This is a genomic window from Nonomuraea sp. NPDC049400, assembly GCF_044466425.1.
Classification (GTDB): Bacteria; Actinomycetota; Actinomycetes; order Streptosporangiales; family Streptosporangiaceae; genus Nonomuraea.
The window spans coordinates 85800-102089 of the sequence record NZ_JBITMP010000010.1 but is presented as its reverse complement, the minus strand read 5'-3'; the positions used below and the strand labels follow the sequence as shown (position 1 = coordinate 102089).

The following is a 16290-nucleotide window of genomic DNA, read 5'->3' as shown; positions in this document are numbered from 1 at the left end:
GCCGATGTGCCAGGGATGTCGCTCGCTAGCGGCGGACTCGATAGAGCAGGTGCAGCACCCGGTCGCCCTGGATCACCACGTGCGGGTCCTCGAGCAGGTGCTGGGCATCGACCGAGCCGAAGTACCGCTTGCCCGAGCCGAAGACCACCGGCACGACGTCCATCGCCACCTCGTCCACCAGGCCGAGGGCGAGTGCCTGCCCGCCGACGTCGCCCGCCGCCACGGCGACGGTGCGCTCCCCGGCGAGCTCCTTGGCCTTCGCGATCGCCTGCGCCACATCGTCGACGAAATGGTACGACGCCTCGGGGTGCCACCCGTCGGGCTTCGGCCGGTGCGACACCACGACCACATGCTCGCCCGCCGGCGGCGACCCCTCCCAGCCGTTCATCATGTCGAACAGGTGACGCCCGATCACCATCGACCCGATGCTCGCCCACATCGGCTTGACGTACTCGGCCGAGGCCTGCGAGATCTTCATACTGCCCTTGCCGAGCTGGACGTCGCCGTTGAAGTACCAGTCGAACAGAGGACCGATCTGGTCCTCCGCGTCAGCGATGAAGCCGTCCACCGACACCACGTTGTGCATCACCACGGTGCTCATGACATCTCCTTGCTCTGCCGTGCTCCTGTCCTTTCACCAACGCGTCGATCGCGCGTCGCCGGAATCGACACGGCCCCGAGAAATTTCCGGCGCTCCTCATGACCGCCTTCAGGCTTGATCCGCCACCAGGACGGCGAAGCCGTCGAGATGGCGTGCGAGGTTGTATTCGAAAAGTCCGTCCAGGTCTGACACCGTTTCCTCGGGAATCGTGGCCAGCAGTGGAAATCGCCCGCTGTTGAGGAGTTCGCCGGCACGTTTCCGTTGCGCGAGCCACCACCGGTCGAAGGTCATACCGGTCTCCTGCTCTGCTTCGATCTCATCGGCCATGGACAGAGCAACGGTGACGACCAGTGCGTGCAGCGTGAGTGCCTCTCGGATGCGTGTCGTCATGGGCAGGCCGAGCCCGTCGAGCGCGCGCAGCGTCCACTCGGTGTGCGCCATCATGTTGGGCACGAGCAGCGGGCGAGTGAACGAGACGGCCCTGGGCATCCAGGGGTGCCGCCGGCCCAGCAGCCATTGCCGGCGGGCGATCAGTTCGAGCTTGGCCCGCCACCCGTCCGGTCCGGGGACGGGGAGCTCCGATTCGCCGAAGACTTCGTCGACCATCTCCGTCACCAGTTGGTCCTTGTTCGCCACATGCCGGTACAGCGACATCGGGCCGACGCCGAGCTCGGCCGCGAGGCGCCGCATGGACACGGCGTCGAGTCCCTCGACGTCGGCGATCGCGATGGCGGTGCGGAGCACGTGCTTGCGGTTCAGCGCCTTTTTGGGGACGCCGGCCTGCCGTGGTGTCGGCGGTGTGGCCCGGCCGGCCGGCTGCTTGTGTGTCGTGCGCGCGCTGACCACCGTGCCGGAACCGACCTTCGCGTCGACCAGCCCCTCGTCGCGCAGAGTCGCCATCACTTTGGTCGCGGTGGCGACCGCGACGCCCCATCGCTGGGCGATCTGCCGGATGGACGGCATCCGATCGCCGGGCCGCAGGTCGCCGGCCAGGATCCGGCCACGGATCTCCGCGACGATCCGCTGGTAGGGCGGATCCGGTCGCTGCGTTGACGACGACATATAGGCCCCCGATCCATCGATGATGGCCGTAGTGTACTAGTTCAATTCCCACAGTACTAGTGCACTTTAGCGACTCGAAGGGCCAACTCAGCGCCAAATCAGCGGCAATCTCAATACTCTGTACGCATGACAGTTGATACACCGTACGCATCCATACGGCGGGCGGATGCGGCACACCGGCAGGCGGTGCTGGACGTCCTCATCGAGGCGTTCATGAACGACCCCCTCGCCTGCTGACTCTTCCCCGAGGCCGGCGAACGAGGTCGTCTCCAGTCGCACTTCTACCGCCCCCTGCTCACCCATCCCGCCGGCGAGGCGTATCTGACCGGCCGTCGAGAGGGTGCGTCGGTGTGGCTGACGCTGGCCGCAGGTCAGACGGCCCATGAGGAGCCTCAGGACGCGCCCGAGGCGGACCTGAGAACGGTCTTCGGTGCGGGCGGCGCGCGCTTGCGGGCTCTGGGCCAGGCCCTGGCTCAACGGCACCCCGATCGCGAACCGCACCTCTACCTCGCGTGCATGGGAGTGATCGGCGGGCGGCAGGGCGCCGGACTCGGCTCGGCGATGTTGCGCCACCGGCTGGAGCGAGCGGACGCCGAGGGGCTCGCCGCATATCTGGAGGCGAGTTCACCCCGGAGCCGCGCCCTCTATCTGCGGCACGGATTCGAGGATCTCGGCGAGCCGGTACGCGTGGCGGACAGCCCGCTCCTGTGGCCGATGTGGCGCCGGCCGCGCCGTTGACCGCCAAGGCACGACGACGCCGACTCGCACCGCCCCCGTCCAGCCACCCTCCCCTCACTCAACCGGCATAACCAACAAGCAAGGACGAAAACGAAAATGACCACGAACCGTGAAGCAGAGCCCGCCGCCGTCGATCACGACGGTGATCGACGGTCGCCGACACTGGTGTTCGTCCACGGCACCAACTCCTCCTCGGCCTGGGGTTCGGGGCTGGTCAGGGAGCTCACCCTGCGCGGCCACCGGTGCGTGACCGTCGACCTTCCCGGACACGGCGATGAAGCGTTCATCCCCCGCGCGTACCAGGCCCCGCAGGACCTCCAGGCGCTGGCAACCGAGCCGTCGCCGCTCTCCAAGATCATCATCGACGACTACGTCGAACGCGTTGTGGGCGTGGTACGCCGCGCCCGCCGCCACGGGCCGGTGATCCTGGCCGGCGCAAGCCAGGGCGGCGTCACCGTGAGCAGAGTCGGCAACGCCATCCCCCACCTGCTCGACCGGGTCGTCTATGTCGCCGCGTACTGCTGCGTGGACCTGCCGAACATGGCCTCCTACCTCGCCACGCCAGAGAACAGCGACAGCCTGCTTCCCCTGGTGGAGGCGGCGAAGGTCGCCGATCCTGCGATCCTGGGAGTGAACCGGCTCAACTGGCGCTCGGCCGACCCGTCGGTGTTCCACGCCGTCAAGCAGGCCCTTGCCGGCGACTTCACCGACGAGGCGGTGAGCCGGCTGCTCAACATGCTGGAGCCGGACGAGACCGCCGGCATCCCCATGGCCGAAGCCCGAGGCGAGGCGCACACCTGGGGCCGCATTCCCCGGACCTATGTACGCTTCACCCTCGACCGGCTGATTCCGCCGGCGCTGCAAGACCGATTCATCAACGAGGCCGACCGCCTCACGCCGGGCAACCCCACCGACGTGCGAAGCATCGCGGCACCCCACGTCGGCCCCTTCGACCGCCCCGAAATGGTGGAGATCTTCACCGAGCTACTCAGCCGCTAACCCGCCGTGGTCCCGTCGATGGGCTGGTTGAGCACGTGCAAGCCGCCGGCGACGTGCGTGCTCACCGCGATGGAGGATCAGCAGCGGACAAGCGACGACCGACAGCGCGTTGCCGCCGGCTGCCACGTGCCGCATCCCAGCTCCGCGTCGATCAATCCTTCCTCCGCGCCGCCACGATGATGAGGGCCCCGGCGATGATCCCGGCGAAGAACGGGGACGGCACAAGAAGGACGCCGCCCAGCGCACACCACGTCGCGAGGCCCCAGCCGAGTCCGGCGGGCACAGCGACCCCGCGTCCGGCGAGGTGCCAGGTCAGGCAACCCAGGAGAATCAGGGGCACGGCGAAGCTTCCTGGACCGCCCCAGAAGGTGACTTCATTCTGAAGGGACTCCACCGTCTGGACGGCGCCCCCGTCCGTGAGCACGAGCGGGACGGCTGCCCACATCCCCCGATCCACCCAGCCGGTGACGTCGTCCCAGGCGATGAGCGTCAGTAAGGACAGGTGTCCTGTGCCCAGCACGAGCATGATCCCGCTCGCCCAGCGGAGCAGCCGCTTTCTGGTGTTCATCGTGACGTCCCTTCTTCGTGCTCACGCAGGTCTCCGTCGCACAGGTCACCCGACGCATGAGCACCTCCTCGGTTCTATGTTGGCTGATACAGGCTATAGCGACCATCACTTGCTCTGTCATTCGGCATAGCTGGTTAGATGTCCGCCTGGCCACGCGGCGCATCGAGCGGCGTTCACGCCCAGCGGCGGGTCGCTCCCGAGGCAGTGGACCTCGACGCCGTCCACGCCGCGCTCCGCGCCCTGCTGCCGGCAGGTCTCGGACAGGCACTGACCGACCGATGAGTTCTCGCCGTCCGCCCGGTCTGTACTTGCGGACATGACCCGACATGGGCTTGCACGGACTGGAGGGCAGTGGAATGAGCGGTGTTCAGCTGGGGGTCGGCCTCCCCACCAGCGGCGAGTACGCGACGCCGGAAGCGATCGTCCAGGTGGCGGAGGAGGCGGAACGCGCCGGGCTCGGCTCGGTCTGGACGTACGAGCGGCTGCTCCGTCCGACCGTGCCGATCGCGATGGGTGGCGAGGGCGGGCCGGTGATGGACCCGCCGGAGGGGTTCGCCAACGTCTACGACCCCCTGGAGGTGCTCGGGCATGTCGCCGCCCGCACCGAACGGATCAAGCTGGGCACCAGCGTGCTGGACGCGCTGTTCCACAACCCGGTGGTACTGGCCCGGCGGATCGCCACCCTCGACCGGCTGAGCGGCGGACGGCTGCTGGCGGGCGTCGGACAGGGCTGGATGTCCCAGGAGTTCGAGGCCGCCGGGGTGCCGATGAAGCGGCGCGGGGCCGGCTTCGAGGAGCACCTACGGGCGATGCGGGCCGTGTGGGGCCCTGACCCGGTGAGCTTCGAGGGGCGCTTCTACCGGATCCCCGAGTGCGAGATCGGCCCCAAGCCGGTGCGCGAAGGCGGCCCCGTTCTGCTGGTCGGCGGCTTCGCACCCGCCTCGATCGAGCGCGCGGCCCGGCTCGGCGCCGGGTTGAGCCTGGTGATCTTCGATTGGGACGCCCTGACCGGCACGATCCAAGCGTACCGGCAGGCGGCGCGGGCCGCCGGGCGTCCCGCGGGCCCCGTCGTGGTGCAGGTCAACGGGGCGGTGACGGCGAAACCGCTGGACGAGCGGGCGCCGCTGACCGGCTCAGCCGAGCAGGTCGCGGGCGATCTGGACCGGCTGGACCAGCTGGCCGTCGAGCACGTCTTCTGGGCGATGCCCGGCACGCCGGCCGAATCCGTCCAGTCGATCGCCCCGCTCCTGACCCGCTGACCCGCACGCCCGATACGGGCTCGGCCTGTTCGAGTTCGACAAGGCGGCGATGGGCGGCCGGACGCTGCGCGGCGTGGGCGGCAGCCTGTGGGGATCCTGGTTCTTCGCGGTGGGCACCCCCGACGACCGGCACACCATCGCCGTCCACACCAACACCGAATGGAAGACCTGGGACCTCATGTTCAAGCTCATCGAAGCGGAGTTCGGCATCTCCGCCGGCGCGTAAGCGTCCAGCCCGAACGCCGGCGGCCGCGACCCCCGTTCGCCTCGGGATGGTCGCGGCAGGTGCCGGCGGTCACCGACCTGGTCCTGCGCCACTCGCCCGCCCGTGGACGCGACGGTGCCTGTCCATGATTCAAGGCCGGTCACGGGAGGGGACCGGTAAGGCGCGCGGCGAGGGCGGCGGCGGGACCGGTGAGGCTGCCGTGCACCAGTTCGGTGCGGTGCACTGGAGCGGGCGCGGCAAGGGGTACCGCGGCCACGTCAGGCCGGTCGCGGGCCACCGACTCGGGCAGCAGCGCGAGCCCGGCGCCGGCGGCCACCAGCGCCAGCAGCACGGACCGCTCCGCGCCGTCGTAGGCGAAGCCGGAACGGAAGCCGTCGGCGCGTGCCACCGCCCGGAGTTGGGCGAGCGGGGTGGCGGCATCCGGGGCGTCGATCCACCAGGCGTCCGCGAGGTCGTCCAGACGCAGCGTGGCTCGCATGGCCAGGGGGTGGCCGTCCGGCAGCACGACCGCAAGCGGACCCTCGCTGACCACGACGGTGGTCAGCGCGCCGAGGTCGACCAACCGCAGCGGGTCGCTGGGTGCCGTCACGCCGTCGACCAGGCCGACGTCCAGCTCGCCGCGGGCGACGCCGGTGACGACCTCCTCCCGCCCGAGCACCGACAGCACGACCGACACGCGCGGCATCGATTGCCGCACCCCCACCAGTGCCTCGGTGAGGCGGCCGCTGTCCGCCAGCGGCGACGCGCCTGCCCGCAGATGGGCGGGCGGCGCGCCGGAGACCCGGCGGATGTCGGCGCGCGCCGCGTCCAGGCGCAGCAGGATCGGCGCGGCGTGCTCCAGCAGCCGGCGTCCGGCGTCGGTGGGGGTCACCGGCCGCCGCCGCAGCAGCGGCACGCCGAGGTCGGCCTCCAGCACCGCGATCTGCTGGGACACCGCGGACTGGGTGTACCCCAGCTCCTGCGCGGCGGCGGAGAAGGACGCGCAGCGGGCCACGGTCACGAACGTCCGGAGCAGGTATGGATCCACGGCATAAGTATCGCTAATGGGCTCAGGAGAAACAGTCGTTGGCCTTATCGGCGACGCGCCACCAGGATGAGAGCCATGTCTGAGACTCGCACCGCGCGCGTCGCCCTCGTGGGTGACCGCTCGCCACACGTTCGCTCCCACACCCGCGTCCCCCGCCTGATCGAGACGCTGCGCGCCCGCGACGGGCTGGCGCTGGACGCGTACTGGGTGGCCACCGACGACGTGCCGGACACCCGCATCGAGGGCTTCGACGGGGTATGGGTGCTGCCCGGCACCCCGTACCGCAGCGAAGAAGGGGCGCTCGCTGCTCTCCGGACCGCCCGCGAGCGTGGGATCCCGCTGCTCGGCACCTGTGGCGGGTTCCAGCACGCCCTGCTGGAGTACGCGCGCCACGTCTGCGGCATCGCCAGCGCGAGCAACGCGGAGACCACGCCGGACGCCGAGCAGCAGCTCGTCGTCCCGCTCGCCTGCTCGCTGATCGGCCACGAGGGCGTGGTGCTGGTCGAGCCGGGCTCGATGGCGGAGCGGATCCTCGGCACCGAGCGCTCCGTCGAGCGCTACCACTGCGCGTACGGCCTGAACGCCTCGTACGCCGATACGCTGCGCGCGCACGGACTGCGCTTCACCGGCTACGACGACGAGGGCGAGATCCGCGTCGCGGAGCTACCGGAGCACCCGTTCTACCTGGTGACGCTCTTCCAGCCGGAGCTGGCAGGAGACGGCGACCAGTGCCACCCCATCGTGCGGGCGTTCGCGGCGGCGGCCGTCGCGCACGCCGCCCGCGCCGCCTCAGCCGTGATGGGCGCCACATGACAGATGTCAAATCCCGCTGATGACATCAGCGTCTACGCGGGGGCACCGCGCCGGCGCAACACTCGCCATATGTCCCCTCAACAGCTCACGTTTCCAGAAGAGCTCATTCTGCTGGCCCACCGGGAGAACGACGGCAAGCAACTGATCCCCAACAATGTGCTGAACGTCAGCCTCACCGCCGCCGAGCTGGCCGAGTTGGCCGGGCTCGGGAGGGTGGAGTTGAGGGGCGCGGATCTGGCCGTGGTGGACGGACGGCCGGTAGGTGACGCCGAGCTGGACGCCGTGCTCGCCCAGATGGTCAAGGCGGGCAAGGCACTGCCGCCCAGGCAATGGCTGATCAGGATCAATCCCCTGCGCAAGCGCCGGCATTACCTGCAGCGGCTTTCGGAACGAGGTGCGTTCAAGGCCGGCGAGTCCCGCGTCCTGGGCTTGATCCCGGTCGAACGGTACGAGCACGACGACATCGCGCTGGTGCGCGAGATCAGGAAGCGGCTCGGCAAAGTGGTACGCGGCCAGAAGCCAGACGCCCGTACCGTCACCCTGCTCGCCCTGGCTCACCGCAGCGGCGTGCTCAAGCAGCTGTTCGTCATCGACGACGGCAAGCGGCTCGAGGAGCTCGTCCGGGACGACTGGGCCGGGCAGGCGGTCAAGTCCTACGTCGACAGGACGACGACGAAGCCCGATGACTCCGGTTCCGACCTGATCGTGCTGGCCTCGGGCGGGTCATAGCGGTGCATGCGGAGTGTTCGCCGGGCAGACGTCCATTGAGGCAAAGGGTCCCCGCTCGCCGAGTCGGCGGGCGGGGACCCTTTCGTCATATCGTGTCGAATCCTGATCGACTGCGCCCGCAGGTCAATATCTGAGCGATTCGATCAGGATGGGTATGGCCCCAATGAGCGCCGCCAGAGCCGTGAGAACCGCCGCGATCGTCTTGGGCGCGACGGCGGACAGCTTGCGGATGGCGTAGTACGCCAGTGCTAGTACCGCGATGATCACGAGCATGATCGGTAGGTGCGTGAGCGACATGGGGGTTTTGCCTTTCTTGTCCAGAATTACTGACTTGATTCACTTCGCGGAGCAGTGCCGACCTTGACCGCATTTGCGACGGTTGGTAGTTGTCCGACTACGGTGGGTCAGCACAAGAGGCACTCTACTGTGTGAATCCGGCAGGTGCATGGCAACGCGAGGCCCGAACTTGAGAGTCTTTCTAGCGCCACGTTTCCGTTACTCTCAGCGATCAGTGGCATGCACAGGGTATTGTCGCCTTGAGGTGCAGAGTGACTCTTCGCGGAGCCCTTTGCCCGGGTGGGGGCGGGTCCGGGGTGGTAGCCGGACCTCCCCGCCCTTCCAGCCCACTGGGATCGGCGCGCCGACAAGGCCACCAAGCCGACGGCATCAGCCCCATCCGGGGCGCAGGCGACTCCACACGAAGCGAAGCCGCGGTCGCCGAGGCGGAGGAAAGCCCCATGACACACGGTAACCCTGTCTCGAGCCGTCGCCGGGTGAGCGGGCAACGTGATGCGCCCTGCGGACTCGGTGGAGTCCGCAGGGCGCGTTGACCTGGCGGGCGATCGGCGGCCTTTCACTCAGCCGACGTCATCGCCCACGTACAGCACATGCAGCAGGTTGCGTCGGTGTTTCTCAGCACATCCGACGCGCTGCCGTGTCCTCGCTACGGGCACCTGGTGCGGGTGTCGCCCGGGTCGGTGGTGCAGGTGTCGGTGCCGGAGCCGCCGTTGGCCGCGTCGTTGCCGGAAACGTCGTCGACGGTGTCGAGGAGGTCGGCGCCGCTCTCGCCGTTGAGGATGTCGTTCCCTGGGCCACCGTTCAGGGTGTCGCCGCCGCTGCCGCCGTTCAGCGTGTCGTTCCCGGGGCCGCCGTACTGCGTGTCAGCGCCCGAGCCGCCGACGACGATGTCATCCCCGGAACCGCCGTGGACGGTGTCGGCGCCGCTGCGCCCACTGATGGTGTCGTCGCCGCCGAGGGCGCAGATCACGTCCACGCCGGACGTGCCGCCGAGGCTGTCGGCATCGCCGGTGCCGATGATCGTGCAGCCATGGGAGTTGTCCACGGTGGTGGTCACTGTGGCGGTGTTGTCGGCGGGCTCGGGGTCGGGCTCCGCGGCGCTGACCGTGGCGGTGTCGGAGACGGTGCCGGTGGCCGTGGGTTCGACGACCACGGTCACCGTGGCCTCGTCGCCGGGGGCGAGAGAGCCCAGTGCGCAGTCGGCGCCGGCGGCTGTGGTGGTGCAGGTGCCCTGACTGGGTGCGGCTGACACCAGTGCGCCGGGTCCGGTGAGGGTGTCCTCGAGCGTGACATCGGTGGCCGCCGTGGTGCCGTTGTTGGTCACCGTCACGATGTAGGAGGTCTGATCACCGAGGCTCGCGGTCTCGGGCCCGGCCTTGGTGACCGACAGGTCCACGCCGGTCGGCCCACCTCCGCCGCTCTCGTAGCGGGCCAGCGCGAAGTCGCCGCCCACCAGTCCGCTGAAACCGGCAGCGACGATCTTGCTGTCGGCCTGCAGGGCCACCGCGGTGGCCGCAGAGGTGCCGAAATCGGTGGTGACCTTGCCGCCGGAGCCGAACCCGGGATCCAGACTGCCATCGCTGTCGTAGCGGGACAGTGCGAAGGTGCCCACTCCGCGGCCGGCAGCGACGATCTTGCCATCAGCTTGCAGAACCACCGCGTTCGCCCCGTCCGAGCCACCGGAGGCGAAGTCGGTGGTGACCTTGCCGCCGGAGCCGAAGCCGGGATCCAGGGTGCCATCGCCGTTGTAGCGGACCAGCGCGAAGTCGCTGTCGGTCCCTCCGCTGTAGCCGGCGGCGAGGATCTTGCCGTCGGACTGAAGTGCCATCCCTTCAGCGAAATCCTCGAAGGTACCGAAGCTGGTGGTCACCACGCCGAGGGTGCCGAAGCCGGAGTCCAGACCGCCGTCGGCGTTGTAGCGGACCACCGCGAAGTCGCCGGCGCCGCCCGAGCGTCCAGCGGCGACGATCATGCCGTCGGACTGCACTGCCACAGTACGGGCATGCTCGGAGGCGCCGGTCAAGTCGGTGGTCACCTTGCCTCCGGACCCGAACCCGGAGTCGAGGCTCCCGTCGCTGTTGTAGCGAGCCAGTGCGAAGACGAAGGTTCCCCCGCCGGCGCCGGCGGCCACGATCTTGCCGTCGGCCTGCAGCGCTACCGCCAGAGCCGCATCGCCACTACCGCCGAAGTCGGTGGTCACCCTGCCGTCGGCGCCGAAGCTGGAATCCAAGGTGCCGTCGCTGTTGTAACGGGCCAGCGCGAAGTCGCCGCCGGGCCCGCCATGGCCTACGACGACGATCTCGCCGTCGGGCTGCAGCGCCACCGCGCTCGCGCTGTCATCGCCGCCGAAGTCGGTGGTGACCTTGCCTCCGGACCCGAACCCGGAGTCGAGGCTCCCGTCGCTGTTGTAGCGAGCCAGCGCGAAGACACCGATCGTCCGGCCGATAACGACGATCTTGCCGTCCGGCTGAACCGCCACCCCCTCGGCCACGTCGTCGCCGCCGAAGTCGGTGGTCACCTTACCGCCCGAGCCGAAGCCCGGGTCCAGGTCGCCCGGCGCCGCCAGCGCCACCCCGGGAATGAGCAGCACGAGCGCCGCCCCCATGGCCGCTGCCGCCCCCGCGCGGCGTGCGACTTGCGAAAAAGACACGGATAACCCCCCGTAGGCTCTGCGCCGGAAACCCGGCGTCCTTCGCGAGCCGAGCCGAGCCGGGTTGCAGTAGCAGCGGAGCTACGGCAGGGTCCCGCCGTGCCAGGAGTCGAGGCCGTCTGGTTGGTTGGCCGCCCGGCCCGTCATCCGGCGTTCACAGTCCTTCTGTGCGTGGCACGCCGCGTGAGACTCCTGCGGAAAGTCGCGTTCTCGCAGGTCCTGGACGTGATCCATCTCTACTACGGGTCAGGTTCGACTGTCGAGGCGGCGCGCCCAGCGGGCCTCGCCGGACGGCAGGACCGGCGCGAGCATGAACCGGGTCGTGGCCCACACCAGGTAGAGCAGGGGCGAGCACAGGAGGAGCACCCCGATCACCGGTTTGAGCAGGATCACCGTCACGGCCAGCCCCAGCACGACGACGTTGGCCGCGGCCAGGTACCAGCGCCGCGCCACCAGGTAGAGGCATGGCCGGACGAGGTCGCGCAGCCGTACGGAAGGCTGCTCCGCCAGCAGCGCCAGGACGGCGACGACCACCGCCACGACCAGCACCGCCGCGGTCGCGAAGAACGGCGCGAGCGCGGGGCCCCACGCGGTGCGCGAGACGGCGACCGCGTCCACGGCCAGCACGCTCACGGCGGCGGCGCCGGCCGCCCAGACGATCAGCGACCGGCCCGCGGCCCGGCGGTAGCCCTCCAGGAACGGGCGGAACACGGCCGCCGAGCCCTCCCCCAGCTCGGCGAAGCACCGGAACGCCCCGGTCAGCGCGGGCGCGCACAGAGCCGACAGCACGGCGAAGAACGGCCACGACGCCAGCGGGTCCCTGACGATCGCGAGCACCACGAGGAGCGGCGCGCACGCGACGGCCAGCAGGACGTTCGTCACGAGCCCGGTGTGCACGGCGCGGAAGACCTTCTCGTAGGTCTCCTGCCGCGCGGGCCTGAGCAGCCCCCTCATCCTTTGAGCCCGCTGGTCGCGATGCCGCGGATGAAGTACCGCTGCCCGAACAGAAAGACGACCAGGATCGGCAGGATCGACAGCGCCGCGCCGGTCATCATCATGGCGTACTCGGCGTCGTACTGGCCGATGAACGAGCGCAGGCCGAGCTGCACCGTCCACAGCTCGTTGCTGGTCAGGTAGATGAACGGCCCCATGTAGTCGTTCCACGTGTTGACGAAGGTCAGCAGGGCCAGGCTGGCGAGCGCCGGCTTGGACAGGGGCAGCATGATCCGCCGGTAGATGCCGTACTCGCTGAGCCCGTCGATCCGCGCGGCCTCGCAGAGCTCGTCCGGGATCGACATGTAGTACTGGCGCATGAGGAACACGCCGAAGGCCCCGAACGCCTGCAGCAGGATGATCGACCAGTACGTGTTCGTCAGCTCCGCCCGCTGCATCATGATGTACTGCGGCACCATGTACGCCTGCCACGGCACGGCGATGGTGCCGATGTAGGCCAGGAACAGCGCGTCGCGACCGGGGAAGCGCACCTTGGAGAACCCGTAGGCCGCGAAACTCCCCGTGAGCAGCTGCAGCAGCGTGATGGTGACGGACAGGAACGCCGAGTTGCCCAGATAGGTCAGCAGCGGGATGCGGTCCCAGATCTCGACGAAGTTCGACCAGCGGAACTCGCGGGGGATCCACTCGATGGGGATGGTGAAGACCTCGTTGTCGCGCTTCAGCGAGGAGGAGAGCATCCACGCGAACGGCACCAGCACCAGCGCCGCCACGACGACGAGCAGAGCGTAGGCCAGCACCTTGCGGACGAGGCCCCGCCCCGGGCGGCCCGCGCCCGCGGGCGCCTGCCGGGGCGGGCCGGCGGTGGCGGGTGGAGCATCATGCAGTGTGGCCATCAGGCGCTCCTGCGTTCGTTGAGTCGGAACTGGACGACGGTCACGGTGAGCACGATGACGAACAGCACCAGGGCGATCGCCGAGGAGTAGCCGAAGTGGCCCTCGGTGATGCCCTCCCGGTAGACGAGCTGGGCGAGGACCAGCGTGCTGCGCCCGGGACCGCCGTCGGTCATGACGACGATGAGGTCGAGGACCTTGAAACTCTGGATCGTCAGCATGACGAGGACGAAGAACGTCGTCGGCCGCAGGCATGGCAGGGTGACGCCCCAGAAGCGCTGCCAGGCGTTCGCCCCGTCCACCCGGGCGGCCTCGTAGTACTCGTTCGGGATGGTCTGCAGGCCGGCCAGGTAGAGCACCATGTAGTAGCCCATGTCCCGCCACACGCTGGTGGCGATGACCGCGGGCATCGCCCAGTCGGTGCTGGCCACCCACCGGGGCGGGCTGGCGACGCCGATCGCTTCGAGGGCCTGGTTGATGGGGCCCGCCGTCGGGTTGAACAGCATGTTCCACACGACCGCGACGGCGACCAGCGAGGTGATGTACGGGAAGAACGCCGCGGTGCGGAAGAACTGCACGCCGCGGATCTTCCTGTTGAGCACGATCGCCAGGCCCAGCGCGGCCATCAGCGTCAACGGGATGTGGCCGGCGGCATAGTACAGCGTGTTGCGCAGCGCGACGTGGAAGTTCTCGTCGTCGAGCAGGCGCTGGAAGTTCTTCAGCCCCACCCACTCGGGCGTGCTGTAGGAGTCCCAGTCCAGGAACGCCAGCGCGAACGCCGCGAGCATCGGCAGGAGCGTGAACAGGGCGAAACCGACGAAGTTCGGCAGGATGAAGCTCCACCCGACGAGGATGTCGCGCCAGGCGCGCCTCGAGCGGGGCGGAGCGGGTTGCGTGATGACGTGAGTCATGGGGATTCCTCCAGGGAGGCGGCGGGCGCCGGAGGTCCCGGCGGCCCGCCGCCGTTCCCTAGTTCAGGACTTCGTTCTTGACGCGCTCGTTCATCGACTTGATGCCGTCGGCCACCGTCTTGTCGCCGACCATGATCAGCTCATGCTCCTCCCTGAGGATCGTGTCGACGTCGGAGGTGTGCTCGCTGACCGGCATCTCCAGGACGACCTTGTCAGGCTGGAACGCCTTCTTCGACAGCTCGTCGGTCGGCATGCCCTTGACCGCGAAGTAGGCGCTGGTGATCTCCGGGCTCTGCAGCGCCGGCACCACGCCGATCTTGGCGATCGCCTCGGCGCCCGCCTTGCCGGCGGCGAACTGCACGAACTTCTTGGCGGCCTCGGAGTTCGTCGCCCGCTTGTTGACGGCGAAGGCGGTCGGCGAGCCGAAGGTCGTCACGCCCGTGCCGCCGGGACGCTGCGGCATCGGGGCGAGCACCCAGTCGACGTCGGTGGCGCCCTTCTCCTTCGCCGCCAGCAGCGCGGCGATGTACCACGTGCCCATGGGCAGCATGGCCGTCGAACCGCTCTCGAACATCGTCTTGTAGTCCGACTTCTGCGCGGTCGCGGTGCCGAAGTCGAGGGTGGCGCCGGCCTTCTGCAGCCCGAGCGCCATCTCGTACTGATCGGTAAAGAAGTTGTAGTCGCCGCCGAGCTGGTCGCCGCCCGTCTGGGCGGCGGAGATGGCCTGCACCACCGAGCGCCACGTGTGGTGGTAGGTGCCGTACACCTTCTTGCCGCCCTCTTCCTTGGTGAGCTGCTGGGCGAGCTTGGCGTACTGGTCCCAGGTGGCGCCCTCGGGGAACTTGACGCCCGCCTTGTCGAAGTACTTCTTGTTGTAGTACAGGAGCCAGAAGTCCTGCCGGTACGGCAGCGCGAAGTAGGAGTTCTTGACGTTGAAGGCGTCGAGTCCGGCCAGCTTCGAGGCGTCGCCCGACTTGGCCATGTCGGTGATGTCGAGGAGCTGGCCGCGGCTGGAGTAGCGCGAGTAGTCCGTGACGTTCTTCATCGTGATCACGTCGGTGGTGTCACCGCCGGCGAGCATGGTGGTGACCTTCTCGGCGTAGTCGTCGGCGAGGATGTCCACCGGCTTGATCTTGATGCCCGGGTTCGCCTGCTCGAAGGCGTCGAACAGCGCCTTGAACTCGGGCGTCTTGGCCATGTTCCACACCGTGACGGTCAGCGTGTTGCTCCCGCCCCCGCTGCCGCCCGCCTGCCCGCCGGAGCCGCAGGCGGCCGCCGCGAGGGTGAGCGCGGCCGCGACGCCGATGCTCTTGATCAGATGGCGGCGCTCTCGGGCTCTTCCTGCCGCGTGCGAAAGGATCATTGATCCGGTCTCCTTTCCATTGAGCCGGTCTCCGGGCTCAGGCGCTTACCAAAAAGTCGTCGGCGGTCACGGCCGCGCGGGGCGGCTCGCCCGACAGGTAGCGTTCGAGCTCGTCGAGCGCGCTCTCACTCATCCGCCGGGTCTCCGATCCCAGAGATCCGGCGACGTGGGGGGTGATCATGACATTGGGCAGGTCGTACAGTGGCGAGGTGGCCGGCAGCGGCTCGGGCTCGGTGACGTCGAGGATCGCGTCGAGCCGTCCGCTGCCGCACTCGCGTTCCAGGGCGGCGGTGTCCAGCACGGCGCCGCGCGCGGTGTTGATGACGGTCGCCCCGTCGCGCAGCATGGCCAGCTCCCGTGCCCCGATCAGGTGACGGGTGGACGGCAGCGCCGGGACGTGCAGCGTGAGCACGTCGCAGCGCGACAGCAGGTCGTGCAGTCCCACCAGGCGGCCGCCCGCCGCGCTCACCTCGGCCGGATCGGCGTAGGGGTCGGCCACCAGGACGTCCACCTCCAGGGCGCGCAGCCGTTCGACGACCCGGCGCCCCGTGCGGGAGAAGCCGACGACGCCGATCGTGCGCCCGCGGTTCGTCAGCTCCCCGCGGCGCGCCAGGTAGGACCAGTCGTCGCGGTGGCGGCGCGCGTCCTGGGCGAGGAACGGCGCCTTCTTGCCCGCGAAGATGATCGCGGCGAGGGTGAACTCGGCCACCGGGACCGCGTTCTCGTCGGCGGCGTTGGTGACGAGGATCCCGCGGCGCCAGACCTCGTCGGTGACGAACGTGCGCACCGTGCCCGCGCAGTGGAAGATCGCCCGCAGCCGCGGCGCGTCGGCCAGCCGCTCGGCCGTCAGCGGGGGGCAGCCCCACGAGGTCACCAGCACCTCCACCTCGCGCAGCCGCCGCCGCACGTGCGGCGCGTCCAGGTCGCCGGTCGAGATCGGATCGGCGAGCTCGACGAGGTCCTGCAACCGGCGCAGCTGCGGTTCCTGGAACTGAACGGCGAACTTCGCGGGGTCCATGACCAGCAGGGCCTGCGGTCGTACGTCTCTCACCTGGGTCCTTTCGGCGGCAAGCGCTTACCAGTGCCGCCGATCATGTCTGATCATTTCAATCACGTCAATACTCTGTTAATCCAGAGCAATCACGTAATCTGATCGATATTGATCGATAATGTACGGTGGGCGTTCAGCGCCCTTGACGTGGG

18 protein-coding genes are annotated in these 16290 nt (G+C 69.2%); 7 read left to right on the top strand and 11 right to left on the bottom strand.

Features of this window, described 5'->3' with window-relative positions:
• Positions 1-25: 25 nt before the first annotated feature.
• Both ACIBVN_RS17480 and ACIBVN_RS17475 read right to left on the bottom strand, forming a co-directional pair.
• Positions 26-601 (bottom strand): dihydrofolate reductase family protein, encoded by a 576-nt coding sequence (locus tag ACIBVN_RS17480; RefSeq protein ID WP_397137408.1) that lies wholly within the window; start codon positions 599-601, stop codon positions 26-28.
• A 108-nt stretch (positions 602-709) separates the two neighbouring features.
• The gene (locus tag ACIBVN_RS17475) at positions 710-1663 is read right to left on the bottom strand and encodes a GntR family transcriptional regulator (RefSeq protein ID WP_397137406.1); all 954 of its coding nucleotides are present in this window, start codon (positions 1661-1663) and stop codon (positions 710-712) included.
• Between the two features lie 348 nt (positions 1664-2011).
• Between ACIBVN_RS17475 and ACIBVN_RS17470 the strand changes: the two genes are divergently transcribed.
• Both ACIBVN_RS17470 and ACIBVN_RS17465 read left to right on the top strand, forming a co-directional pair.
• A complete protein-coding gene (locus ACIBVN_RS17470; RefSeq protein WP_397137404.1) occupies positions 2012-2401 on the top strand; it encodes a GNAT family N-acetyltransferase in 390 nt (129 codons plus the stop codon).
• A 96-nt stretch (positions 2402-2497) separates the two neighbouring features.
• On the top strand, positions 2498-3400 hold the full coding sequence (locus ACIBVN_RS17465; RefSeq protein WP_397137402.1) for an alpha/beta fold hydrolase: 903 nt from the start codon (positions 2498-2500) through the stop codon (positions 3398-3400).
• A 151-nt stretch (positions 3401-3551) separates the two neighbouring features.
• Here ACIBVN_RS17465 and ACIBVN_RS17460 read toward each other — a convergent pair whose 3' ends face one another.
• Complete coding sequence (locus ACIBVN_RS17460; RefSeq protein ID WP_397137400.1) at positions 3552-3968, bottom strand: DUF6463 family protein; 417 nt, start codon at positions 3966-3968, stop codon at positions 3552-3554.
• 138 nt (positions 3969-4106) lie between these two features.
• Here ACIBVN_RS17460 and ACIBVN_RS17455 point away from each other — a divergent pair, with 138 nt between their 5' ends.
• From ACIBVN_RS17455 to ACIBVN_RS17445, 3 genes are all read left to right on the top strand, one after another.
• Positions 4107-4250 (top strand): hypothetical protein, encoded by a 144-nt coding sequence (locus ACIBVN_RS17455; protein ID WP_397137399.1) that lies wholly within the window; start codon positions 4107-4109, stop codon positions 4248-4250.
• Between the two features lie 74 nt (positions 4251-4324).
• Positions 4325-5227 (top strand): TIGR03619 family F420-dependent LLM class oxidoreductase, encoded by a 903-nt coding sequence (locus ACIBVN_RS17450; protein WP_397137397.1) that lies wholly within the window; start codon positions 4325-4327, stop codon positions 5225-5227.
• Between the two features lie 49 nt (positions 5228-5276).
• Complete coding sequence (locus tag ACIBVN_RS17445) at positions 5277-5453, top strand: hypothetical protein (protein ID WP_397137395.1); 177 nt, start codon at positions 5277-5279, stop codon at positions 5451-5453.
• 139 nt (positions 5454-5592) lie between these two features.
• Here ACIBVN_RS17445 and ACIBVN_RS17440 read toward each other — a convergent pair whose 3' ends face one another.
• Positions 5593-6480, bottom strand: a complete 888-nt coding sequence (locus ACIBVN_RS17440; RefSeq protein WP_397137393.1) for a LysR family transcriptional regulator — start codon at positions 6478-6480, stop codon at positions 5593-5595.
• Positions 6481-6555: 75 nt separating this feature from the next.
• On the opposite strand from ACIBVN_RS17440, the gene ACIBVN_RS17435 reads away from it, so the two are divergent.
• Together ACIBVN_RS17435 and ACIBVN_RS17430 are read left to right on the top strand one after the other, a co-directional pair.
• Positions 6556-7293, top strand: coding sequence for a hypothetical protein (locus ACIBVN_RS17435; RefSeq protein ID WP_397137391.1), 738 nt, complete (start codon positions 6556-6558; stop codon positions 7291-7293).
• A 69-nt stretch (positions 7294-7362) separates the two neighbouring features.
• Complete coding sequence (locus ACIBVN_RS17430) at positions 7363-8022, top strand: GPP34 family phosphoprotein (RefSeq protein ID WP_397137389.1); 660 nt, start codon at positions 7363-7365, stop codon at positions 8020-8022.
• Between the two features lie 123 nt (positions 8023-8145).
• Here ACIBVN_RS17430 and ACIBVN_RS17425 read toward each other — a convergent pair whose 3' ends face one another.
• The 7 genes from ACIBVN_RS17425 to ACIBVN_RS17395 all read right to left on the bottom strand — a co-directional run bounded on the left by ACIBVN_RS17425 (position 8146) and on the right by ACIBVN_RS17395 (position 16138).
• The gene (locus tag ACIBVN_RS17425; protein ID WP_397137387.1) at positions 8146-8295 is read right to left on the bottom strand and encodes a hypothetical protein; all 150 of its coding nucleotides are present in this window, start codon (positions 8293-8295) and stop codon (positions 8146-8148) included.
• A gap of 670 nt (positions 8296-8965) precedes the next feature.
• The gene (locus tag ACIBVN_RS17420; protein WP_397137385.1) at positions 8966-10969 is read right to left on the bottom strand and encodes a hypothetical protein; all 2004 of its coding nucleotides are present in this window, start codon (positions 10967-10969) and stop codon (positions 8966-8968) included.
• Between the two features lie 246 nt (positions 10970-11215).
• Positions 11216-11923 carry a hypothetical protein gene (locus tag ACIBVN_RS17415; protein WP_397137383.1) on the bottom strand — a complete coding sequence of 236 codons (708 nt, stop codon included), beginning with the start codon at positions 11921-11923 and terminating at the stop codon, positions 11216-11218.
• A complete protein-coding gene (locus tag ACIBVN_RS17410; RefSeq protein WP_397137381.1) occupies positions 11920-12816 on the bottom strand; it encodes a carbohydrate ABC transporter permease in 897 nt (298 codons plus the stop codon). Before ACIBVN_RS17410 ends, ACIBVN_RS17415 begins: the two co-directional genes overlap by 4 nt.
• Positions 12816-13724: a carbohydrate ABC transporter permease gene (locus tag ACIBVN_RS17405; RefSeq protein ID WP_397137379.1), complete on the bottom strand. Its 909-nt coding sequence runs from the start codon at positions 13722-13724 to the stop codon at positions 12816-12818. The genes ACIBVN_RS17410 and ACIBVN_RS17405 overlap by 1 nt, the downstream gene beginning before the upstream one ends.
• 58 nt (positions 13725-13782) lie before the next feature.
• The gene (locus ACIBVN_RS17400) at positions 13783-15087 is read right to left on the bottom strand and encodes an ABC transporter substrate-binding protein (protein ID WP_397137377.1); all 1305 of its coding nucleotides are present in this window, start codon (positions 15085-15087) and stop codon (positions 13783-13785) included.
• Between the two features lie 37 nt (positions 15088-15124).
• The gene (locus tag ACIBVN_RS17395) at positions 15125-16138 is read right to left on the bottom strand and encodes a hydroxyacid dehydrogenase (RefSeq protein WP_397137375.1); all 1014 of its coding nucleotides are present in this window, start codon (positions 16136-16138) and stop codon (positions 15125-15127) included.
• Between the last annotated feature and the right edge of the window lie 152 nt (positions 16139-16290).

Coding starts and splice junctions, on each gene's coding strand:
- ACIBVN_RS17480 (WP_397137408.1), bottom strand. CDS start 601: ATGAGCACCGTGGTGATGCACAACGTGGTGTCGGTGGACGGCTTCATC.
- ACIBVN_RS17475 (WP_397137406.1), bottom strand. CDS start 1,663: ATGTCGTCGTCAACGCAGCGACCGGATCCGCCCTACCAGCGGATCGTC.
- ACIBVN_RS17465 (WP_397137402.1), top strand. CDS start 2,498: ATGACCACGAACCGTGAAGCAGAGCCCGCCGCCGTCGATCACGACGGT.
- ACIBVN_RS17460 (WP_397137400.1), bottom strand. CDS start 3,968: ATGAACACCAGAAAGCGGCTGCTCCGCTGGGCGAGCGGGATCATGCTC.
- ACIBVN_RS17455 (WP_397137399.1), top strand. CDS start 4,107: ATGTCCGCCTGGCCACGCGGCGCATCGAGCGGCGTTCACGCCCAGCGG.
- ACIBVN_RS17450 (WP_397137397.1), top strand. CDS start 4,325: ATGAGCGGTGTTCAGCTGGGGGTCGGCCTCCCCACCAGCGGCGAGTAC.
- ACIBVN_RS17445 (WP_397137395.1), top strand. CDS start 5,277: ATGGGCGGCCGGACGCTGCGCGGCGTGGGCGGCAGCCTGTGGGGATCC.
- ACIBVN_RS17435 (WP_397137391.1), top strand. CDS start 6,556: ATGTCTGAGACTCGCACCGCGCGCGTCGCCCTCGTGGGTGACCGCTCG.
- ACIBVN_RS17430 (WP_397137389.1), top strand. CDS start 7,363: ATGTCCCCTCAACAGCTCACGTTTCCAGAAGAGCTCATTCTGCTGGCC.
- ACIBVN_RS17425 (WP_397137387.1), bottom strand. CDS start 8,295: ATGCTCGTGATCATCGCGGTACTAGCACTGGCGTACTACGCCATCCGC.
- ACIBVN_RS17415 (WP_397137383.1), bottom strand. CDS start 11,923: ATGAGGGGGCTGCTCAGGCCCGCGCGGCAGGAGACCTACGAGAAGGTC.
- ACIBVN_RS17410 (WP_397137381.1), bottom strand. CDS start 12,816: ATGGCCACACTGCATGATGCTCCACCCGCCACCGCCGGCCCGCCCCGG.
- ACIBVN_RS17405 (WP_397137379.1), bottom strand. CDS start 13,724: ATGACTCACGTCATCACGCAACCCGCTCCGCCCCGCTCGAGGCGCGCC.
- ACIBVN_RS17400 (WP_397137377.1), bottom strand. CDS start 15,087: ATGATCCTTTCGCACGCGGCAGGAAGAGCCCGAGAGCGCCGCCATCTG.